The organism is Bordetella genomosp. 7 (assembly GCF_002261265.1).
In the GTDB taxonomy this organism is placed as follows: Bacteria; Pseudomonadota; Gammaproteobacteria; order Burkholderiales; family Burkholderiaceae_B; genus Bordetella_A.
The window spans coordinates 217,762-238,042 of record NZ_NEVK01000003.1 but is presented as its reverse complement, the minus strand read 5'-3'; the positions used below and the strand labels follow the sequence as shown (position 1 = coordinate 238,042).

Here is a 20,281-nt window from a genome sequence, read left to right as displayed (position 1 = left end):
GTGTGGTGTCTGACACCCTTCGGGAGTCAGACACCTGGCGGACTCCCGAAGGGCATGGCCGGCCAGATGGTTCTGATGTGGTGTCTGACACCCTTCGGGAGTCAGACACCTGGCGGGAAACTGTTCTGATGCGGTGTCTGACTCCCGAAGGGTGTCAGACACCGACCGCGCAAGCGCGGCGGCGGATGTTGATTACGCCACCAGCCTCAGGATGTCGTCGCCGTACGCTTCGAGTTTGCGCGTGCCCACGCCATTGATATGCGCCAGTTCGTGCATGGACGCGGGCCGCGCCAGGGCGATTTCACGCAGCGTGGCATCGTGAAAGATCACATAGGCCGGCACGCCATGGTTCTTGGCGACCTCGCCGCGCCAGTTGCGCAAGGCCTCGAAAACGGGCTGCGCTTCGGGCGGCAGATCGATGACCGCGGCGCGGCTGCGGCCGCCGGACTTGCTGTTCCGCGCCTTTTTCTCTGATTCGCGCCGCAGCATCAGCTGGCGTTCGCCCTTGAGCACGGTCCGGCTGCCCTCGGTAAGGGCCAGCGTGCCATAACCGTCGGTATCGACGGCCAGCAGGCCCTGGGCCAGCAACTGGCGCAACACACCGCGCCAGGCATTTTCGGACAGATCGGCGCCCACACCGAACACGCTCAGCGTCTGGTGATCGTTCTGCCGGATGCGGTCGGTATCTTTGCCGCGCAGAATATCGATGATATGGCCCGCGCCATAGCGCTGCCCGCGCTCTTTCCACAACCGGTACACCGCCGACAGCACTTTCTGCGCGGCCACCGTGCCATCCCAGGACTGGGGTGGATCAAGACATACGTCGCAGTTGCCGCAAGCGGTGATTGCCTGCCCGAAGTAGGCCAGCAGGCGCACGCGGCGGCATTCGACGGTTTCGCACAGGCCCAGCATGGCGTCGAGCTGCTGGCCCAGGCGGCGGCGGTAGAGCTCGTCGCCCGGGGATTCGTCGATCATGCGGCGCTGCTGTACGACATCCTGCAGTCCGTAGGCCAGCCACGCCGTCGCGGGCAGGCCGTCGCGGCCCGCGCGGCCGGTTTCCTGGTAGTAGCCCTCGACCGACTTGGGCAGATCGATGTGCGCCACGAAGCGCACGTCGGGCTTGTCGATGCCCATGCCGAATGCAATGGTGGCAACCATGACGATGCCATCTTCGCGCAGGAACCGGGACTGGTTGCCCGCGCGCACCGCGGCGCTCAGGCCGGCGTGGTACGGCAAGGCATTGACGCCGTTCTGGCACAGGAAGTCGGCGGTTTCCTCGACCCGGGCGCGCGACAGACAATACACCACGCCCGAATCGCCATCGTGCTCGCCACGGATCAGGTCCAGCAATTGGCGCCGCACTTCGTTTTTCTCGACGATGCGATAGCGGATGTTGGGCCGGTCGAAACTGGCCACGAAATGGCGAGCCTCGTCCAGCGCCAGCCGCTGGGCGATTTCGACGCGCGTGGCCGCCGTGGCGGTGGCGGTGAGCGCGATGCGGGGCACATCGGGCCAACGCTCGTGCAGCATCGACAAGCCCAGGTACTCGGGCCGGAAATCGTGGCCCCATTGCGATACGCAATGCGCTTCGTCGATGGCGAACAAGGCAATGCGGCCGCGTTCGAGCAATTGCAGGCAGCGGTCGGTCAGCAGACGTTCGGGGGCCACATACAGCAAGTCGAGCTCGCCCGCCAGGAACGCCTGTTCGACCTCGCGCGCCACGCGCCAGTCTTGCGTGGAATTCAGATAGGCCGCGCGCACGCCGAGCTCGGTCAGGGCGTCGACCTGGTCTTGCATCAGCGCGATAAGGGGCGACACCACCACGCCGGTGCCCTCTCGCACCAGCGCCGGAACCTGGTAGCACAGTGATTTGCCGCCGCCTGTGGGCATCAGCACCAGCGCGTCGCCCCCGCCGATCACGTGATCGACGATGGCCTGCTGGTCGCCGCGGAAGGATTCGTAGCCAAAAACGCGCTGCAGGACGTCCTGGGCGCGGGGGTCAGACATGAGAAGTAGCGTAAGGCGTCATGGCGGCGATTTTAAGCCCCATTCAGGGGCCGGGCGAGGCGCGGGGCCGCAAACCGTCCTACCACGACAGCCACAGGCCGCGCATGAACGCATCGACCGGCATGGTAAGCCCCGCGCGCATTTCGTAATCGCCCGTGACCACATCGCGATCGGCGCCCACGGCGAGGCGCACGCTGGGCGCCACCAGCATGCTGTGCTGCAGCCCGAAGCGTTGTTCGATGGCCACGCCGGATTCGCGCAGCCCGGTATAGGTGCCCGTCAGCGTGCCCCAGCCCGAGATGGGCACGCCGGCGGCAAACGTATTGCGCATGCGGGGCGAGGTGAACGACCCGTCGCGGTATTGGGACAGGTCGCCGAAACCGGCGTCGACCTGCTCATTGGTGACCGCCAGGCTCACCGATTCGAGCAGATTGACGTTGTAGCCGAAGCGGTAGCGCCACGCGTTGACATTGTCGAACGTGCTTTGCGTCACGCCGACCTGAAAGGTGCCCAGATCCCCGGCCGAATAGGTCGTGCCCAGCCCGCGGGTGGCCAGATCGGGCGCGGTCTGCATCTGGCTTTCGAGCGTCAGCGCGGGAGTCAGGCCATAGCGCAGCGTTCCGCTGCCCGCGGTGACCCCGTAATCGATAGCGCCCGACTGCGCGGCCAGGTTGGTGTAGTTGAGCCGGCCGACGGTAGACGAATAGGCGACCTTGCCGGGCGGCACCACCTGCGCCCCGCCCGCCCAGTCCGCAATCTGCAGGCCGCCGATGGGCACCGCACTGCCCCACAGCGGCGCGTTGGCCGTCAGGTGGCCCACGGCCAGGCTGGGCCCCGCGGTGTCGCGATACACCCAGCGCCCGCCCGAAAAGGCAAACCCCTGCTGGCTGCTCAGAGTGGAAAACCAGGGGCTGGCGGGTTGGGCCACGCCGGTGACCACCATCACGGAGCCCGACGGCACCGGGTCGCGCGTTTCCAGGCCAAAGTCGTATTGCTGCGGGGGCACGGGCGGCACATCGGGGAACAGGTTCGCGCATTCCACCGGCAGCGGGGCCGCCTGGGCGGCGGCGGACATGTCGACCGTGCCGGTGCCGTCCGGGCCCGCCGCTCTGGCGGCATCGGGGTGGGCGTCCCGCTGCTGCAGCGAGGCGTCGACCAGGCCCTCGAGCGGAGACAGCTGGCAGGGCATCGGGTCCAGCTCGAGGGGCCGCGATTCGGCCAGCGTGGCGGGCGCCACCGGCAACGGCATGGCGGGCGCCAGCACCGCGATGCCGAATCGCGCAGCCCGCTCGGTATCGTCGCGCGCCGGCTGCCCGGCATCCGGGCGCGGCGCCTGGCCCCGCGGGGCCGGGTCGTGCGGTGACGTCACGGCGAAGGGGGCAGACGGCAGGGAATCGGGCGCGGCGCAGGCGCCCAGAGCCAGGCTGCAGGCCGACAGGCCGGCCAGCATGGGACGCACGGCCGCCCCGCGCCAGCCACGATACATGGCCATGACGCTCGACAGTGTACGGACCCGAGAACGGCGCATCAGGAAAACTTCTGGGCGAAAGAAAACGACCGCGCAAACGCGTAAGGCGAAGTCGCTATTTTAGGTTGCCCCGGCTGGCGCGGCCCAGGCCGCGTTATATTTCAATCTATTTCCCGCCCCTTGCCGGCGCTCCCATCCCCGGACACTATGGCGTCCATGGACAATCCGCATACCAAGCTGCTGGTCGTCGACGACGACCCCGCCCTGCGCCAGCTGCTGGCCGACTATCTCAACCGGCATGGCTACGACACGCTGCTGGCCCCCGACGCCAGCGACCTGACCGCGCGCATCGCCCGCTACACCCCCGACCTGCTGGTGCTCGACCGCATGCTGCCCGGTGGCGACGGCGCCGATGCCTGCCGCCGGCTGCGCGAACAGGGCGAAGATATCCCCGTCATCCTGCTGACGGCGCGCGACGAGGCGGTGGACCGCATCATAGGCCTGGAGGCCGGCGCCGACGACTATCTGGGCAAGCCGTTCGATCCCCGCGAATTGCTGGCGCGCATCGAAGCGGTATTGCGGCGCAAGCGCGGCCCTTCGGCACTGACCAAGGACGTGCCGGTCAGCTTCGGGCCCTTTGTATTCGACCCGGCCCTGAGGCAGCTGTTGCGCGACGGCGAGCCGGTCAAGCTGACCGGCGGCGAAATCAACCTGCTGGAAGCCCTGGTACGCAACGCCGGCAAGCCGCTGTCGCGCGAACGCCTGCTGGCGCTGGCGCGCGACGACGACGGCGGTGAACGCAACGACCGCGCCATCGACATCGCCATCCTGCGCCTGCGACGCGCCATCGAAGACGACCCGAAACAGCCGCGCTGGATACAGACGGTATGGGGCATCGGCTACCGGTTCTCGCCTTGATTGCCCGCCGCCACCTTGCATGAACCGCCTGCTCAGTTCCCTGTTGCCGCGCTCGCTGCGGACGCGCCTGATCCTGCTTGTATTGGGCGCGGTGCTGCTGGCGCAGGCCGCCACGCTGGCGACCGTGTCGTATTACCGCCAGAAGTTCCTGGAAGACGTGGCGATAGGCTATATCGCCACCACCATACGCACCCTGCGCGCGGCGGTGTCGGAAATCCCTGCGGACGACCGCGCCGAATTCGTGCGCAACGCCTCGCAGAACCAATGGCGGCTGTGGTCGCGCACCCTGCCGGCCGAGGCGCGCCTGCAACGGTTTTCGCGCACGCCGTCGCCCGGGGCGCGGCAGGACGCCAGCGGCACGCCGCACCGGGATGTCGACCGGATTCGGCACCGTTCGCACCATGACGCGCAGACCGACGATATCCGGGACGACCTGCGTTCGCTGATCCGCAAGCTCAATGACCGCCTCAACGATGGCACGCGCGTGGCGCTGTCGCACGGGCGGGATCCCGAGATTTTCATCTCGCTGGCGCGCAACACCGATACCGAAGAAGCGCCTCGCCTGCGCGAATGGCTGGTGATCCCGCTCGAACGGCTCGATCCCCCGGTGGCCACGCCCATGATCGCCGCGTGGCTGGGCGGCATGGGGCTGGTGCTGCTGCTGGCCGGCGGGTTTTCCTGGCACATTACACGGCCGCTGACGCGGCTGGCCGAAGCCGCCGACCGCCTGGCCGCCGGGCAACCCCAGCGCGTGCAGCCGTCCGGCCCGAGCGAAACCCGTGCGCTGGGCGAACGCTTCAACGCCATGCTGGATGCCCTGGCTGAATCCGAATCCGTGCGGCGCACGCTGCTGTCGGGCCTGCCTCATGATCTGAAGGGGCCCTTGTCGCGCATGTGGCTGCGCATTGAAATGGCCGACGACCCGGTCCTGAAAGACGGCCTGCGCAAAGATCTGCAGGACATGCAGCACATGGTCGACCAGTTCATCGGTTTTGTGCGCGGCACCGATCCCGCCGGCTATCGCTATGTCGAGATGGCGTTTCCGGAATGGCTGGCCGACCGGGTGGCGGGCTGGCAGAGCACGGGCACCGAGGTCACCCTGGATATGTCGGACGACAACATGGTGCTGCAGGGCGATGCGGTAGCCCTGGGCCGGCTGCTGGACAACCTGATCGGCAACGCGCTGCATCACGGCAAGCCGCCCGTGGATATCCGCCTGCGGCGCGCGGGCGCGCACGCCGTGCTGGAAGTGGCCGATCACGGCCCGGGCATCGCTCCCGAACGCCGCGCCGAAGCGCTGCGGCCGTTCGCCAGGCTGGACGACGCCCGCACGCGCACCGGCAATGTCGGGCTGGGGCTGGCGCTGGCCGAAGCCATCGCGCGCGCGCACGGCGGCGCGCTGAAACTCGACCAGGCCCGCGAAGGCGGGCTGCTGGTGCGCATCACCCTGCCCCTGGCCGCCGACCGGGCCGAAGACGCGGCGTCTTGATACCCCGACAGCCCCGGCCGCCCCGGCGGCAACGCGCCGCGCTCAGCCCGCGCGGCGCTCTTTGCCGAATACCGACCGGTAGGCCAGCAGGTTGAACACCACGACCACCGGCGCGCCGATCACGGCCCCGGCCAGCACCAGGCGCATCGATCCGATCGAGGCCGTGCCGTCCCAGAGCGTCATGTCGTCGAGGATCAAGTAGGGAAACAGGCTGTAGGCCAGGCCCGCGAGCATCAGCCAGTACAGCACCACGCACAGCACAAACGGCAGCCAGCTGTGCTGCTCGGCCCGACCCGGTATGCGCGACAGGCGCATTTCCACGTTGGAAAAGCACAGCAGCATCAGCCCCCATACCACCGCCGCCACTACCAGCCCGGAAGGGTTGCTCCATTTATAGAAAATGCCGGCATTGGCCAGCCCCAGCATCGCCGACGTGGCGACCATGCCCACGGCGGTCCAGCGGATGGCCGCCCGGCCCCAGCGCGCGGCGCGGCGCTGCAGCTCGCCGTCGACGCGCATGACCAGCCACGCCGCCCCCAGCAGCGCGTACGCGGCCACGGCGCAAAAGCCCATCAGGACGGCAAACCACCCGTACCCCGCGGCGGTCTGGTACCCCGTGGCAAAACGCCCCAGGATAAGCCCTTGCGCAAACGCCGTGGCCACCGAGCCCAGCCAGAACCCCAGCACCCAGCGCGGCTTGAGCTCGCTGCGCGCGCGGATGCGGAACTCGAAAGAGACACTGCGCAGCGCCAGTCCGAGCGCCATCAGGGCCAGGGGCCCGTACAGCTTGCCGAATACGGCGCCCCACGCCATGGGAAATGCCGACGCAAACAGGCCTATGCCCAGCAAAGGCCAGAATTCATTGGCATCGCGCCACGGGCTGAGCAGGCTCATCATGCGGCCGCGCTCTTCGGCCGGCGCCAGCGGCAGCAACATGCCCACGCCCAGGTCGAAGCCGTCCAGGACGACGCCGCCCGCGATCAACAGGAACAACAACCCCATGAACACCAGCGGCATCCAGAAGGTCGGATCGCTGGAATTCACCCCCAGCGAAGCGGCCAGCATGTCGATCATGGGGACAGGCCTCCGGGTTTGCGCACCGGCACCACGCCGTAGCGCGCGGCATGGAACAACATGCCATTGAAGGCCGCCAGCAGCGCCGCATACAGCGCCAGGTAGCCCGCCAGGCTGGCCGCCAGCACTGGCACGCTGGCCGTGCCCAGCACTTCGCTTTGCGTGATGGTGGCGTTGACCGCATACGGCTGCATGCCGGCCACCGAAAACACGCCCCCGGCCAGCACGGCAAGTCCGCCGGCATACAGCATGGCGACAACCATCCGCAGCCACCAGCGCGGCAGCAGCGACGGATCCAGCCCGCGGCGGGCGGTGAACGCCAGCGTCAGCAGCGACACCGCCAGCATGGCCAGGCCCAGCAACATCACCGCACGCAACGTCCAGAACGTGGCAGCCACCGGCGGCTGCATACCGGAAAACTTGTCCAGCCCCTGGTAGAGGCCTTGCGCATCGCGTCCCAGCCATGCCTCGCCCACGCCGGGCAACGCCAGCTCGGCGCGCGTGGCCTGCGCCCTGGCGTCGGGCCAGCCGAACAGGGCCCAGGCCGGCTCGGCGCCGCTTTTCCAATAGCCCGCCGCGGCCGCGGCCTTGGCGGGCTGGTGCTCGGCCATGACGCGGCCCGCGCCGTCGAGCACCGGCCCCTGCAGCAGCGAGGCGGCCGCCGCCGCGACCAGCGCCGCCTTGAACGCACAGCGTTCCCCCTCGTCGAGCCGGCGGCGCAACGCCTGCAGCGCGGTAACGCCCAATATCAGGAAGGCCGCCGCCAGGGCGGACCACAATGCCATCAGGCCCAGGTTCCAGCCGAACGACGGATTGAAGATGACCGCCCGCCAGTCATAGACCTGGTAGCGCGCATCGATGAGGGTGGCGCCGGCGGGCGTCTGCACCCACGATTGCAGCGCCAGCACCCAGAACAGGGTTGCCGCCTGCCCCAGCGCCACCATGAACACCGCCAGCGTATGCGCGCCCGCGGATACGCGGCGCTGCCCGAACAGCATCACCCCCAGGAAGCACGATTTCAGGATGAACACCGACAGCACCCCGAAACCGATGAGCGGCCCGGCCACATTGCCGATTTTGTCCATCAGGCCGGGCCACAGGCTGCCCAGCTGTATCAGCACCGGCAGCGCGGCGGCCAGGGCCAGCACGAACGACAGGGCAAAAAAGCGCACCCAGAACCGGTAGGCGGCCGTCCACCCGGGCCGTCCCGTGCGGTGCGCGCACAGCTTGAAAAACAGCAGCATCCAGGACAGCGCCAGCGAAAGCGCCATGAACAACGCCAGGAAGCTCAGGCTTGCCGTGAACTGGATGCGGGCCAGCAATAAAGGGACGATATCCATGATGGCCGGTAGTGTAGAGCCTGTTTCCGGAAGATGGGGACAGGTTTACAACGGTTTCGGAGTGCGGACGTGGCAAAATTGACGCTTTGCCGCTGTTTTCTCCTTTCTCGAGCATGACCACCGCCCCCACGCCGACTGCCGCCACCAATTTCCTGCGCAACATCATCGACGACGATCTGCAGGCCGACCGATTCCAGGGCAAGCGCTGGGCCGGCGAGCCTGGCCCGGCCTCGGTCCAGTCCCGGGGCGCGCCCGACCCGGCCCGCATCCGCACGCGGTTCCCGCCCGAGCCCAACGGCTATCTGCACATCGGGCACGCCAAGAGCATTTGCGTGAACTTCGGGCTGGCCCGCGAATACGGCGGCGTGTGCCACCTGCGCTTTGACGACACGAACCCCGAGAAAGAAGACCAGGAATACGTCGACGCCATCATCGAGGCGGTGCGGTGGCTGGGCTTCGACTGGAACGCCAACGGCACCGAGCACCTGTACTTCGCCAGCGATTACTTCGGCTTCATGTACGAGTTCGCCCAGGCCCTGGTACAGGCCGGCCACGCCTACGTCGACGAACAGACGCCCGAGCAGATCCGCGCCAACCGCGGCACCCTGACGGAACCGGGCGTGCCTTCGCCCTGGCGCGACCGCCCCGCCGACGAATCGCTGGCGCTGCTGGCCGAAATGCGCGACGGCAAGCATCCCGACGGCAGCCTGGTGCTGCGCGCCAAGATCGACATGGCGTCGCCCAACATCAACCTGCGCGACCCCGTGATGTACCGCGTGCGCCACGCCACGCACCACCGCACCGGCAACACCTGGTGCATCTACCCCATGTACAGCTGGGCGCATCCGGTCGAAGACGCGCTGGAAGGCATCACGCACAGCATCTGCACGCTCGAGTTCGAAGATCAGCGCCCCTTCTATGACTGGATCCTGGCGCGCCTGGCCGAACTGGGCAAACTGGCCCGGCCGCTGCCGCGCCAGTACGAATTCGCCCGCCTGAACCTGACGTACGTCGTCACCAGCAAGCGCAAGCTGCTGCAACTGGTGCGCGAAGGCTACGTCGATGGCTGGGACGACCCGCGCATGCCCACCCTGTTCGGTCTGCGCCGGCGCGGCTACACACCGTCGTCCATCCGCCTGTTCTGCGACCGCACGGCCGTGTCCAAGTCCGATTCGCGCATCGACTACGGCCTGCTCGAGCAGGCCGTGCGCGACGACCTGGACCCCACCGCGGCGCGCTCCGTGGCGGTGCTCGACCCGCTCAAACTGGTCATCACCAATTACCCCGAAGGCCAGCACGAAGCCTGCACCGCCCCGCGCAACCCGCATGATCCGGCCGCCGGGGCGCGCGAGTTCCCGTTCTCGCGCGAGCTCTGGATCGAGCGCGACGATTTCCGCGAAGAGCCGCCCAAGAAGTATTTCCGCCTGTACCCCGGCAACACCGTGCGCCTGAAATACGGCTACGTGGTGCGCTGCACGGGCTTCACCAAAGACGAATCCGGCCGCGTAACCGAAGTGCAGGCCGAATACCTGCCCGATACCAAGAGCGGCACGCCAGGCTCGGACAGCGTCAAGGTCAAGGGCAATATCACCTGGGTCAGCGCGGCTCACGCGGTGCCGGCGCGCGTGCATCTGTACGATCGCCTGTTCTCCGACCCCTATCCGGACGCCGGCGACAAGGATTTCCTGACCTGCCTGAACCCGGACTCGCGCCGCACCGTCGACGCCTGGCTGGAACCGGGCACCCGGATCGCGCCGGGCGCCACATGGCAGTTCGAGCGGTTGGGCTACTTCACGGTAGACAGCAAAGACTCGACGCCCGAGGCGCCGGTGCTCAACCGCATCGTCACGCTGCGCGACTCATGGGCCACGGCCTGATTTCGTTCCCACATGACTACTGACACCCTCGCCCTGGATTTCAAAAGCGCCACGCTGTATGCCGTACGCGTGGTGCTGCACAGCGCCGACCTGTCTCTCCTGACGGCGGCGCTGGATCGCCGCATGGCGGACGCCGGCAGCTTCTTCGAGAATGAACCCGTGGTCATCGATGCCAGCCGCGTCGACAGCCCGATCGACTGGCCGGCGCTGCTGCAGGCGCTGCGCCGGCACAACCTGCCGCCCATAGGCGTGGTGGCCCAGGGCGCCAACCTGCAGGCCGCCCAGGAAGCCGGCCTGGCCGCCGTGGAACTGTCCACGCCACGCCCCGCGCCCGCCGTAGAAACCGCCGCGCCCAGCGACATCGCCACGCCGGTGCCGGCCGTGCCCGCGGCGGCCCTGGAAACCGCGACGGCCCCCGGCGCCGACCCGGCCAGCGGTGCGGCCGCTGCGCCGGCCGCCCCTGCGCAGCCCGCGCCTGAAGAATCCCCCTTGCCCGCGTCCGCGCCGGCTTCCGCATTGGTCATCACCAAGCCGCTGCGTTCGGGGCAGCGCGTGTACGCGCGCCATACCGACCTGGTGGTCATCGGCATGGTCAGCCAGGGCGCCGAAGTGATCGCCGACGGCAACGTGCACGTCTATGGCCCGCTGCGCGGCAAGGCGATGGCGGGCGCGCGCGGCGACACGTCGGCCCGCATCTTCACCACACAGCTCGACGCCGAGCTGCTGGCCGTGGCCGGCGTTTACCGGGTGGTGGAAGCCAAGCTCGACCGCAGTCTGCACAATCAGCCGGCGCTGGTGTACCTGGATGGCGAAACGCTGCACATCGAGGCGCTGCGCAAGTAGCCGGGCATGAATAGCATCAATGGGCGTTGCCGCGGGATACCGGGGCACGCCTACATCTTGTAAGAAGCCTTACACGGGCTTTTTGCTTTACGATAACGCGATTTATTCGAACATAAGGGTTAAACGGTCATGACACGTATTGTTGTGGTGACTTCCGGCAAGGGTGGGGTCGGAAAGACCACCAGCAGCGCCAGCTTTTCCGCCGGATTGGCCATGCGTGGCCACAAAACGGCCGTCATCGACTTCGACGTCGGCCTGCGCAACCTGGATCTGATCATGGGTTGCGAACGCCGTGTCGTGTATGACTTCGTCAACGTCATCCAGGGCGAAGCCTCGCTGAACCAAGCGCTGATCAAAGACAAGCAGCTCGAGAACCTGTTCATCCTGCCCGCCTCGCAAACTCGCGACAAAGACGCGCTGACCCAGGAAGGCGTGGGCAAGGTGCTCGATGACCTGAAAGAAATGGGTTTCGAGTACATCGTCTGCGACTCGCCCGCCGGCATCGAAACCGGCGCGCTGATGGCCGCCTACTTCGCCGACGACGCGCTGGTGGTCACCAACCCCGAAGTCTCGTCCGTGCGCGATTCCGACCGCATCCTGGGCATCCTGTCGGCCAAGTCGCGCCGCGCGGTCGACGGCGAAGAACCCGTCAAGGAATACCTGCTTCTGACGCGCTATAACCCCAAGCGCGTCAATGATGGCGAGATGCTCTCGCTGAGCGACATCGAAGATATCCTGCGCATCAAGCTGATCGGCGTCATCCCCGAGTCGGAAGCCGTGCTGCAGGCGTCGAACCAGGGCCTGCCCGCGATCCACCTGCGCGACACGGACGTATCCGAGGCCTATAAAGACGTGGTGGCCCGCTACCTGGGCGAAGACAAGCCGCTGCGATTCGTCGACTATGAAAAACCCGGCCTGTTCAAGCGCCTTTTCGGAGGGAAGTAAGCAATGTCCTTCCTGTCGTTTCTGTTAGGCCAGAAGAAAACCTCGGCGGTGGTCGCCAAGGAACGCCTGCAAATCATTCTTGCCCATGAACGAACGGGCCGCGGCTCGTCGCCCGATTACCTGCCGCAATTGCAGCAGGAGCTGGTCGCCGTCATTTCCAAATACGTGAACATCGATCCGGACGACATCAAGGTGCACCTGGAGCGTCAGGACACGCTCGAAGTCCTTGAAGTCAAGATCGAGATGCCGCAAAAAGAGGCTTGATTGCCGCGCGGGCCGCGACCTGGCCCCGGCTGCGTCACCCCGCAAAAAAGGCCCTGGCAAGCGTGCTGCTTGCCAGGGCCTTTGTGTGTAATGGCAGAGGTTTACTTGCCGACCTGGTCGCCGATGATGCCGCCCAGCGCGGCGCCACCCACGGTGCCCAGGATGCCGCCATTACTGATGACTGCGCCGGCCACACCGCCCACGGCGGCGCCCCCGACGGTGCTTTTCTGGCGGCGGCTCATGCTGTCCCACGACGAACACCCTGCCATGGTGAACGAAAGCAGAACAGCCATGCTGATTTTCGAGAAGGTTCCGATGTTGATCATGATGAGGCTCCTATAGTTGTGCCTGGGACAGCGCACCGGAGTCAGGCGAGGCCGGAATATCAGGCACTGCGGCGTCCCCCACAAAATTACGCAGCTTCAGGATGGCAAAAAGCGCGCAAACGAGCTGTTAGGGATGCCCATAAATTGTATCCATGGGTAGGCCCGGCGCCCCGCCGCGCCGGCACATGTTGCCCTGGCGCAGGCTTATTTCACCAAACGTAACACGTCGCGAAAGCGAGGATGGTCGCAAGACTGCATCCATTCGAACAGCGCCATCTCGGAAGTGACTACCGTGGCGCCCGCCGCGCGCATGCGCCGCATGCCGGCATGCTGGTCCGAAACGCGGCGCGACCCTACCGCGTCGGACACCAGCACCGCGTGATAACCGAGCTCGCACAACCCGATAACGGTCTGCAGGACGCACACATGCGCCTCCCATCCGACCACGAGTATGGTGCGGCGGGCCGGCGGCAGCCATGCCTCGAACCCCGGCTCGCGCACGGCTGAAAAATGGCGTTTGTGGAACACGGCCTGCACGAGCTCGCGCAGCGATGCCAGGGTGGCGCCCAGGCCTTCGGCATTCTGTTCAGTGGCCACGACCGGCACGTCGAGCAGGCGGGCGCCCCTGGCGAGCTTGCCAACGGCATGGGCCGTTTCATCGCCGTGCGCGATGGCCGGCAACAGCCGTTCTTGCATGTCAACCACGAGCAATGTCGAATCAGCGGCTTGCAGCAACATGAAAGACCTCGCACTTGAGACGGCTTTGACAACAAGCGGCGACGCCGGCGCGTCGCCGCGATGCAGCCCCGGCGCTCATGCGCCCAGGGCGTGCCCTTACTTCAACGCCTTGTAGCGCAGGCGGCGCGGCTTGGCACCCTCTTCGCCCAGGCGGCGCTTCTTGTCCGCTTCGTATTCCTGGTAGTTGCCGTCGAAGAAAACCACTTGCGAATCCCCCTCGAAGGCAAGGATGTGCGTGGCGATGCGGTCGAGAAACCAGCGGTCGTGGCTGATGACCATGACGCTGCCCGGAAATTCGAGCAGGCCGTCTTCCAGGGCGCGCAAGGTTTCCACGTCCAGATCGTTGGACGGCTCGTCCAGCAGCAGCACGTTGCCGCCGGCGATCAGCGTCTTGGCAAGGTGCAGGCGGCCGCGTTCACCACCGGAAAGCTGGCCGACGATCTTGTTCTGGTCGGCGCCCTTGAAGTTGAAGCGGCCCAGATAGGCGCGCGACGACATCTCGAACTTGCCCACCGTGAGCACATCGGCGCCGTCGGACACGGCATCGAAGACGGTTTTGTTGTCTTGCAGCGCGTCGCGCGACTGGTCGACAAAGGCCAGCTTCACGGTCTGCCCGATGGAAATCGTGCCCGAATCGGGCTGTTCGCGGCCGGCGATCATGCGAAACAGCGTGGACTTACCGGCGCCGTTGGCGCCGATGATGCCGACGATGGCGCCGGGCGGCACCTTGAAGCTCAGGTTGTCGATGAGCAGGCGGTCGCCATAGGCCTTGCTGACGTTGGTGAACTCGATGACTTCGTTGCCCAGGCGCTCGCCCACAGGAATGAAGATTTCCTGGGTTTCGTTGCGCTTTTGATACTCGTGCGACGACAGTTCTTCGAACCGCGCCAGGCGCGCCTTGGCCTTGGCCTGGCGGCCCTTGGGGTTCTGGCGCACCCATTCCAGTTCTTTCTTGATGGTTTTCTGGCGGGCGGATTCCGAGGCTTCTTCCTGCTTCAGGCGCGCTTCCTTTTGCTCGAGCCACGAGCTGTAGTTGCCCTTCCAGGGGATGCCGTGGCCCCGGTCGAGTTCCAGTATCCATTCGGCCGCGTTATCAAGGAAGTAGCGGTCGTGCGTGACGCCCACCACGGTGCCGGGAAACTTCTGCAGGAACTGCTCAAGCCATTCCACGCTTTCGGCGTCGAGGTGGTTGGTGGGTTCGTCGAGCAGCAGCATATCGGGCTTGGACAACAGCAGGCGGCACAGCGCCACGCGGCGCTTTTCACCGCCGGACAAGTGCTCTACCCGGGCGTCCCAGGGCGGCAGGCGCAGCGCGTCGGCGGCGATTTCCATCTGGTGTTCGATATCGTCGGCGCCGCTGGAAGCCGCCGCGGCGATGATGGCCTCGAGCTCAGCCTGCTCGGCGGCCAGGGCATCGAAATCGGCGTCCGGTTCGGCGTACGCGGCGTATACCTCGTCCAGGCGTTTCTTGGCCTGCACGACAGCGCCCAGGCCTTCTTCAACGGCCTCGCGCACGGTGTGTTCGGGATTGAGCTGGGGCTCTTGCGGCAGATAGCCGATGTTCAGCCCCGGCATCGGAACGGCATCGCCTTCGATGTCTTTGTCGACCCCGGCCATGATCTTGAGCAGCGTGGACTTGCCCGAGCCGTTCAGGCCCAGCACGCCGATCTTGGCGCCGGGAAAAAACGAAAGGGAAATGTCGCGCAGAATCTGCCGCTTGGGCGGCACGATCTTGCCGACTCGGTTCATGGTGTAGACGTATTGGGCCATGTGCTCGTATGCAAAGACAAATCAAGGGGAAGCAATGATTGTAGGCCGGAACGCGTCAGCCGGCCCGCGCCGCGCCGCGCGGGCGCCACTGCGCGAGACTGACGCCGGCCAGCGCCATCAGGCCGCCCGTGACATGGTAGACATGCGGCACTTCGCCCAGCGTGGCCGCGGCGATCGCCACGGTGCCCACGGGCATGACGTTCAGGAAGACGCTGGCGCGATTCGGGCCCAGGTAGCGCACCCCCTGCATCCACAGGTATGGCGCGAACAACGACGGGAATACGGCGGCGTACAGCACCAGGGGCAGGTTGGCCGCGTTCAGCGGCGAACTGGGCGCCAGCAGGTACGACGGCAGCTGCAGCGCGATGCCGAACAGAATCTGGATGTACAGCGACTGCCATACGCCCACCGCCATGGGCCAGCGGCGCAGCAGCACGCCGTACAGCGCGTACGACAGCGCGGCCAGCCCCATCAGGGCGTCGCCGACATTGCCGCCCAGGGCCAGCAGGCGCGCGGGGTCGCCTTCGCCCAGCAGCACGCTGAGCCCCAGCAGAGACAATGCGCCGCCCAGCACGGCCGTCGGCGCCGGCCGCTCGCGCAGCACCATCGAGCCCAGGATAATGGTGATGAGCGGCACCATGGCCGTGATGATGCCCATATTGGTTGCGGTGGTCGTGGTGGCCGCGACATACATCAGCCCCTGGTACATGGCTGTGCCCAGCGCCCCCAGCACGGCCAGTTTGCCCAGGTTGGGGGCAATGGTGCGCCGGGCCTGCCACACACCTGGCAGGATAAACGGCGTAAGCACCAGCGCCGCCAGCACCCAGCGATAGAAGCCGATGACGGCCGGCTCGATCACGCTGGCGGCCAGCTTGGTGACCACCATGTTCACGGCCCATATCAGCACCGCCGACAGGGGAAACAGCATGTGGCGGGCGGAAGGCGTGGGCGCGGGGGAAGGCATGGAATACGGTGCTGACAAAGAAGAAGGGATATTAGCGCCTTGGAAGGGGCGCAGCCGGCCGCGCCCGGCTCGGCGCGCGTCGCGGGTCGAACCCTGACCGGGGCGCATGGCTTGCCGGATCGTGTCCAGAGCGCATGGCCCGTCGAACCTTGTCCAGGGCGCTCAGTGCGCTACACCGTGCCCGCCGACACATGGCGCGCTTATTTCGAAAACGCGCGACAATGCGCATTGGCCCCGTCTTTCGCGCCGCCGCCGCGCTTTACCAGGAACGCTTTGCCATGTCCGCCTCTGCCCAACCGCCGGCCTCGCCCGCCCGTTTCAGCACCCAAGAACTCGACATGCTGGCCAGGACGGCCGACGCCCTGAGCGCCTACCTGGGCAAGCCGGTGCTGGCCGAGGTCATGCAGGGCGACGAAGGCACGGAGTGGGTCACGTTCGGCGTGCCCGTGGCCCAGGGCGCCCCCGACGACGACCAGCCGCATGTACAGTTGGGCGGCCCCCAGACGCGCCTGCTGGGCGGACGCGGCGGCCTGGATCCCGCCGACGACGACACCTATGATTGCCTGTACCTGTGGTCGGTACAGATCACGTCGAACGAGGGCGAGCGATTCGTCAAAGTCGACCAGGCCGGCGACGAAGCCGCCTGGTCCGACGACCTTGCCGATGTCCTGCCCTTCGCCCTGACGGACGAGCCCTTGACCGGGATAGATGACGAGGACGATGACGAGGACGATGAAGATGATGAAGACGACGCCGAGCCGGGCGAACCTACGCCCCGTTGATAGGCATGGCGAGCGCTGACCGGCGCGGCCAGCCTGACACCGGTGCTCATCGTGTCGGTGTCTGACACCCTACGGGAGTCAGACACCTACCACGCAGACATCCATAGACGTCAAGGTGTCTGACTCCCGCAGGGTGTCAGACACCAATCGCGCGGACACCCATAGCCGTCAAGGTGTCTGACTCCCGCAGGGTGTCAGACGCCTATCGCGCAGACGCCCATAGGCGTCAAGGTGTCTGACTCCCGCAGGGTGTCAGACACCTACCACGCAGACATCCATAGACGTCAAGGTGTCTGACTCCCGCAGGGTGTCAGACACCTACCGCGCAGACACCAATAGGCGTCGAGGTGTCTGACTCCCGCAGGGTGTCAGACACCTACCGAGACACCGATAGCTGGCCAAGTAGCTGCTACCTATAAGATCAAGCCAGGCCGCGGCGGCGGTCGCGGCGGTGCATCAGGTATCCCAGCGGCCACATCAGCAGCACCAGCGCTCGCGCAAATGGATCGGTCAGCCGGTAGGCCTGTACGGCGGTGGGCAGGCCCGAATACTCCAGGTCGAGGCGAAACCGCGTGTAGCGCGCGGCGGCCATACAGAATTCCTTGGGCCGGAAACGGAACCAGTCCATGTGGTGCTGCAGGATATTCCATGCCAGCAGATAAAGCCCCTGCGCATTGTTGCGCACCGACACGGCGCCGCGCGTCAGGCCGTCGGCACTGGTATGGTAGATGCGCACCACCTGGTTGATGCAGCGGCTCTGGTAGCCGGCGCGCGCCATGGCCCACCAGATCAGGCTTTCGGGCACGAAACCCGCGACGTCTTCGGGAAACGGAAAGCGGCGCAACACATCGGTGCGCATGCTGCCGAACTTCTCGCCCTTGATGCGGTGCCGGAAATAAAGCTCTACGGCGCTGGCATCGAAGACATCGCGCGGGAAACGGTCGCCCACGATGGCGCCGTCGGGGCGGGCGCACAAGCCGGTCACGCCCACGTACGCTTCGCGCTGCGCCGGCGCTATGGCTTCCCATGCGTCTTTCAGTATTTGCAGCGCTTGCGGCGGAATTTCATCGTCACTGTCGAGCGTGATGATGAATTCGCCGCGCGCCTCGCGCACGCCGCGATTGAAAGCCGTTTTCTTGTGCTGGTTCTTCTGCCAGACGTACCGGATCGGGAACGCGCCCTGGGCCTGCCAGGCCAGCACGGCTTCATGCGTGCGGTCGGTCGAGCCGTCATCGACGACCAGCCATTCGAAGTCCCGGCAGGTCTGCTTCCGTAGGGATTCATAAACACGGTAAAGCGTCGCCGCGCGATTGTACGTGGGCGTCAGAACCGTGAACTTGTAATGCGGTTCGCTCATGCGACGGGCCAATTCGCAATGGACGTTTGCGACGGGTCTAATTGTTTACGGGTAAAAAGCTGGGCTTCAGTTTATGAGATATACGTAAAGTGGTTCGCTTTGTGCGTGCCCATTTTGCAAACAAATTTGTCAGCTCTTGCCAGATCTATACTATTTGGACTTGCAGCAAGTTTGCCTCAGATGCGGACGAGGCCGCTCTTGACATATGCAAGGCACGGAAACGGGCACAAAAATGCCCAAAAAAAAACCGCCGGTAGACCGGCGGTTCTTGCATCCAGCGCTAATTACACGCGCTTGATTTTTTCAAGCATCTTGAACACGCCCTTGGGCGAGTTGACGAACAAGCGCTTGAAAGCCTTGCCCAGGCAACGGCGTTCCAGGGTATTGCGACGCACGCGTTTGCGCTCTGCCATGATGGTTCTCCGGTAAGGTTCTATGGTGCCAGCCCGCCCCGTTGGCCCGGCAACAATCGGGGCGCAAGGCTGGCGGCAAAACTGGGATAACTCGGCATTTTAGCCCGAAACCGCGCCCCCGGCCAAACCGCCGACCTGGGCGGCTATAAACGCCCCTACCGCGTCGGCGTCGGGCAACGGACCCACGGCGCCATACCCGGTCGTGGACAAGGCCGCCGCCGCATTCGCGTAACGCACGGAATCCAGCCAGCCTTCGCCGGCGCAGCGCCGTGCCAGCAGATTGCCGGCGAAGCAATCGCCAGCGCCCGTGGCATCCACGGCGCGCACCGTCAGGCCCGGCACCATCGTGCGTGCCTGGCCGTCGTCGACCAGCGCCCCCTCTTTGCCGAGCTTGAGCACCACCACGCCCGGCGCGCCCGCGGCGCGGATCCAGTCGAGTGTGCGCTGTGGATCTTCGTGGCCCGTCAGATGGCGCATGTCATCCAGGCTGGGCAGGAACAAGTCCGCCTGGGCCAGCGCCTCGCGCAGGACGGCGCGCGCACGGGCCACGGGCCACAGGCGCAGCCGCAGATTGGAATCCAGGCTGACCTGCCCGCCGGCTGCGCGCATGCGTTCCATGGCGGCGAACACCGTATCGCATGCGCTTGCGCTGATCGCCATGCTGATGCCGGACACATGCAGATAGCGCGCCCGCTCCAGCGGGCCGCCGTCCAGATCGGACGGCTGCATGCGGCTGGCGGCCGAATCGCGGCGCAAATAGCTGAACACGTGGCCATCGGGCCCGTGCTGAACGAAATAAACGCCCGTGTGCGCCTCGGCATCGACGCGCACCCCCGATGTGTCGACATGCTCGCTGCGCAGCAATTGCAGCAATTGCGCGCCGAATGCGTCGTCGCCCACGCGTGTCAGATAGGCGCAGCGCGCGCCCTGCCGCGCGGCGGCGATGACGGCATTGGAAGTATCGCCGCCGAACCCCTGCAGGTATTGCGGGTCGCCCGCCCGGGTCTGGTTGAACTCGATCAGGGGCTCGCCCAGCCCCACCACGTCGAAGTCAGCCATGGGCGGCCTCCCGCGTTTGCCGGACCTGCTGCACCAGCGCGGCGGTGTCGCGGGCGGCAAATGCGGCCTTGTCGTAAAGATTGCTGCCGATGCCGACCAGAGCGGCGCCCGCGGCAAAATATTCATGCATGTTCTGCTGCGTGACGCCGCCGGTGGGGCAGAACACCGTGTCCGGAAACACCGATTTCAATGCAGCCAGGTGGCGCGGCCCGCCGGTTTCCGCAGGAAAGATTTTTACGATGTCGGCGCCGGCCTGGCGTGCCGCGAGCACTTCGCTGGGCGTGAAGGCGCCCAGCAGGCACAACGCGCCCGCGGCATGCGCCATATCGGCGATGCCGGCGACGAGCGCCGGCGCCACCAGGAAGTCGGCCCCCGCCACCAGGGCTTCGCGAGCCTGCCTTTCATTGAGCACGGTGCCCACGCCCAGCGTTATCGTGTCGCCATGTTCGTCGCGCAACGCGCGCACCAGATCGGCGACGGCGGGTATGGTCCAGGTCAGTTCAATGGTGCGGCAGCCGGCCTGCACCGCGATCTCGGCCGCATAGCCTGCGGTGGCCGCATCGGCATAGCGCAAAACGGGCACCACGCGATCGGTCGTCAGGCGCTCCAGCGAGGTGGTGGCAGGGGTAGGTTTCATGGGTATCGCA

General features: G+C 66.3%; 19 protein-coding genes. 7 read left to right on the top strand and 12 right to left on the bottom strand.

The window, feature by feature from the left end:
• Window positions 1-192: 192 nt before the first annotated feature.
• The gene (gene recQ / locus CAL19_RS03400; RefSeq protein ID WP_026640879.1) at window positions 193-2,007 is read right to left on the bottom strand and encodes a DNA helicase RecQ; all 1,815 of its coding nucleotides are present in this window, start codon (window positions 2,005-2,007) and stop codon (window positions 193-195) included.
• 79 nt (window positions 2,008-2,086) lie between these two features.
• Entirely contained in the window at window positions 2,087-3,535 is a 1,449-nt protein-coding gene (locus CAL19_RS03395) for a fimbrial protein (RefSeq protein WP_094796031.1), read from the bottom strand.
• A gap of 156 nt (window positions 3,536-3,691) precedes the next feature.
• Between CAL19_RS03395 and CAL19_RS03390 the strand changes: the two genes are divergently transcribed.
• Together CAL19_RS03390 and CAL19_RS03385 are read left to right on the top strand one after the other, a co-directional pair.
• Window positions 3,692-4,393, top strand: a complete 702-nt coding sequence (locus tag CAL19_RS03390) for a response regulator (protein WP_026640881.1) — start codon at window positions 3,692-3,694, stop codon at window positions 4,391-4,393.
• 19 nt (window positions 4,394-4,412) lie between these two features.
• Window positions 4,413-5,882 (top strand): ATP-binding protein, encoded by a 1,470-nt coding sequence (locus tag CAL19_RS03385; RefSeq protein ID WP_094796030.1) that lies wholly within the window; start codon window positions 4,413-4,415, stop codon window positions 5,880-5,882.
• A 42-nt stretch (window positions 5,883-5,924) separates the two neighbouring features.
• Here CAL19_RS03385 and CAL19_RS03380 read toward each other — a convergent pair whose 3' ends face one another.
• Together CAL19_RS03380 and CAL19_RS03375 are read right to left on the bottom strand one after the other, a co-directional pair.
• Window positions 5,925-6,956, bottom strand: coding sequence for a cytochrome d ubiquinol oxidase subunit II (locus CAL19_RS03380; RefSeq protein ID WP_094796029.1), 1,032 nt, complete (start codon window positions 6,954-6,956; stop codon window positions 5,925-5,927).
• A complete protein-coding gene (locus tag CAL19_RS03375) occupies window positions 6,953-8,296 on the bottom strand; it encodes a cytochrome ubiquinol oxidase subunit I (RefSeq protein ID WP_094796028.1) in 1,344 nt (447 codons plus the stop codon). Before CAL19_RS03375 ends, CAL19_RS03380 begins: the two co-directional genes overlap by 4 nt.
• A gap of 113 nt (window positions 8,297-8,409) precedes the next feature.
• Between CAL19_RS03375 and CAL19_RS03370 the strand changes: the two genes are divergently transcribed.
• From CAL19_RS03370 to minE, 4 genes are all read left to right on the top strand, one after another.
• Window positions 8,410-10,173: a glutamine--tRNA ligase/YqeY domain fusion protein gene (locus CAL19_RS03370; protein ID WP_094796027.1), complete on the top strand. Its 1,764-nt coding sequence runs from the start codon at window positions 8,410-8,412 to the stop codon at window positions 10,171-10,173.
• A 12-nt stretch (window positions 10,174-10,185) separates the two neighbouring features.
• Entirely contained in the window at window positions 10,186-11,016 is an 831-nt protein-coding gene (gene minC / locus CAL19_RS03365) for a septum site-determining protein MinC (protein WP_026640886.1), read from the top strand.
• A gap of 129 nt (window positions 11,017-11,145) precedes the next feature.
• Window positions 11,146-11,961 carry a septum site-determining protein MinD gene (gene minD, locus CAL19_RS03360; protein WP_094796026.1) on the top strand — a complete coding sequence of 272 codons (816 nt, stop codon included), beginning with the start codon at window positions 11,146-11,148 and terminating at the stop codon, window positions 11,959-11,961.
• Between the two features lie 3 nt (window positions 11,962-11,964).
• Window positions 11,965-12,225 carry a cell division topological specificity factor MinE gene (gene minE, locus CAL19_RS03355; protein WP_026640888.1) on the top strand — a complete coding sequence of 87 codons (261 nt, stop codon included), beginning with the start codon at window positions 11,965-11,967 and terminating at the stop codon, window positions 12,223-12,225.
• A gap of 101 nt (window positions 12,226-12,326) precedes the next feature.
• Here the strand turns inward: minE and CAL19_RS03350 are convergent, their stop codons facing one another.
• The 4 genes from CAL19_RS03350 to CAL19_RS03335 form a co-directional block, all read right to left on the bottom strand.
• Window positions 12,327-12,548, bottom strand: a complete 222-nt coding sequence (locus CAL19_RS03350) for a glycine zipper 2TM domain-containing protein (protein ID WP_026640889.1) — start codon at window positions 12,546-12,548, stop codon at window positions 12,327-12,329.
• Between the two features lie 207 nt (window positions 12,549-12,755).
• Window positions 12,756-13,289, bottom strand: coding sequence for an isochorismatase family protein (locus tag CAL19_RS03345; protein ID WP_094796025.1), 534 nt, complete (start codon window positions 13,287-13,289; stop codon window positions 12,756-12,758).
• Window positions 13,290-13,385: 96 nt separating this feature from the next.
• Window positions 13,386-15,059 (bottom strand): energy-dependent translational throttle protein EttA, encoded by a 1,674-nt coding sequence (gene ettA, locus CAL19_RS03340; RefSeq protein ID WP_026640891.1) that lies wholly within the window; start codon window positions 15,057-15,059, stop codon window positions 13,386-13,388.
• Between the two features lie 55 nt (window positions 15,060-15,114).
• On the bottom strand, window positions 15,115-16,023 hold the full coding sequence (locus CAL19_RS03335; protein ID WP_026640892.1) for a DMT family transporter: 909 nt from the start codon (window positions 16,021-16,023) through the stop codon (window positions 15,115-15,117).
• Window positions 16,024-16,301: 278 nt separating this feature from the next.
• Here CAL19_RS03335 and CAL19_RS03330 point away from each other — a divergent pair, with 278 nt between their 5' ends.
• The gene (locus CAL19_RS03330; protein ID WP_094796388.1) at window positions 16,302-16,805 is read left to right on the top strand and encodes a hypothetical protein; all 504 of its coding nucleotides are present in this window, start codon (window positions 16,302-16,304) and stop codon (window positions 16,803-16,805) included.
• A 421-nt stretch (window positions 16,806-17,226) separates the two neighbouring features.
• Here CAL19_RS03330 and CAL19_RS03325 read toward each other — a convergent pair whose 3' ends face one another.
• The 4 genes from CAL19_RS03325 to CAL19_RS03315 all read right to left on the bottom strand — a co-directional run bounded on the left by CAL19_RS03325 (window position 17,227) and on the right by CAL19_RS03315 (window position 20,271).
• Window positions 17,227-18,162 (bottom strand): glycosyltransferase family 2 protein, encoded by a 936-nt coding sequence (locus CAL19_RS03325; protein ID WP_094796024.1) that lies wholly within the window; start codon window positions 18,160-18,162, stop codon window positions 17,227-17,229.
• Window positions 18,163-18,446: 284 nt separating this feature from the next.
• Complete coding sequence (locus CAL19_RS19880; protein ID WP_268903484.1) at window positions 18,447-18,575, bottom strand: hypothetical protein; 129 nt, start codon at window positions 18,573-18,575, stop codon at window positions 18,447-18,449.
• Between the two features lie 99 nt (window positions 18,576-18,674).
• Window positions 18,675-19,634, bottom strand: coding sequence for a sugar kinase (locus CAL19_RS03320; protein WP_094796023.1), 960 nt, complete (start codon window positions 19,632-19,634; stop codon window positions 18,675-18,677).
• A complete protein-coding gene (locus tag CAL19_RS03315; RefSeq protein WP_094796022.1) occupies window positions 19,627-20,271 on the bottom strand; it encodes a bifunctional 4-hydroxy-2-oxoglutarate aldolase/2-dehydro-3-deoxy-phosphogluconate aldolase in 645 nt (214 codons plus the stop codon). Before CAL19_RS03315 ends, CAL19_RS03320 begins: the two co-directional genes overlap by 8 nt.
• Window positions 20,272-20,281 lie beyond the last annotated feature (10 nt).

Bases quoted from the DNA above. Each gene is read 5' to 3' on its own strand.
- CAL19_RS03345 (WP_094796025.1), bottom strand. From the start codon at position 13,289: ATGTTGCTGCAAGCCGCTGATTCGACATTGCTCGTGGTTGACATGCAA.
- CAL19_RS03370 (WP_094796027.1), top strand. From the start codon at position 8,410: ATGACCACCGCCCCCACGCCGACTGCCGCCACCAATTTCCTGCGCAAC.
- minE (WP_026640888.1), top strand. From the start codon at position 11,965: ATGTCCTTCCTGTCGTTTCTGTTAGGCCAGAAGAAAACCTCGGCGGTG.
- recQ (WP_026640879.1), bottom strand. From the start codon at position 2,007: ATGTCTGACCCCCGCGCCCAGGACGTCCTGCAGCGCGTTTTTGGCTAC.
- minC (WP_026640886.1), top strand. From the start codon at position 10,186: ATGACTACTGACACCCTCGCCCTGGATTTCAAAAGCGCCACGCTGTAT.
- CAL19_RS03330 (WP_094796388.1), top strand. From the start codon at position 16,302: ATGTCCGCCTCTGCCCAACCGCCGGCCTCGCCCGCCCGTTTCAGCACC.
- CAL19_RS19880 (WP_268903484.1), bottom strand. From the start codon at position 18,575: ATGGCAGAGCGCAAACGCGTGCGTCGCAATACCCTGGAACGCCGTTGC.
- CAL19_RS03375 (WP_094796028.1), bottom strand. From the start codon at position 8,296: ATGGATATCGTCCCTTTATTGCTGGCCCGCATCCAGTTCACGGCAAGC.
- CAL19_RS03320 (WP_094796023.1), bottom strand. From the start codon at position 19,634: ATGGCTGACTTCGACGTGGTGGGGCTGGGCGAGCCCCTGATCGAGTTC.
- CAL19_RS03395 (WP_094796031.1), bottom strand. From the start codon at position 3,535: ATGCGCCGTTCTCGGGTCCGTACACTGTCGAGCGTCATGGCCATGTAT.
- ettA (WP_026640891.1), bottom strand. From the start codon at position 15,059: ATGGCCCAATACGTCTACACCATGAACCGAGTCGGCAAGATCGTGCCG.
- minD (WP_094796026.1), top strand. From the start codon at position 11,146: ATGACACGTATTGTTGTGGTGACTTCCGGCAAGGGTGGGGTCGGAAAG.
- CAL19_RS03335 (WP_026640892.1), bottom strand. From the start codon at position 16,023: ATGCCTTCCCCCGCGCCCACGCCTTCCGCCCGCCACATGCTGTTTCCC.
- CAL19_RS03325 (WP_094796024.1), bottom strand. From the start codon at position 18,162: ATGAGCGAACCGCATTACAAGTTCACGGTTCTGACGCCCACGTACAAT.
- CAL19_RS03315 (WP_094796022.1), bottom strand. From the start codon at position 20,271: ATGAAACCTACCCCTGCCACCACCTCGCTGGAGCGCCTGACGACCGAT.
- CAL19_RS03380 (WP_094796029.1), bottom strand. From the start codon at position 6,956: ATGATCGACATGCTGGCCGCTTCGCTGGGGGTGAATTCCAGCGATCCG.
- CAL19_RS03390 (WP_026640881.1), top strand. From the start codon at position 3,692: ATGGACAATCCGCATACCAAGCTGCTGGTCGTCGACGACGACCCCGCC.
- CAL19_RS03385 (WP_094796030.1), top strand. From the start codon at position 4,413: ATGAACCGCCTGCTCAGTTCCCTGTTGCCGCGCTCGCTGCGGACGCGC.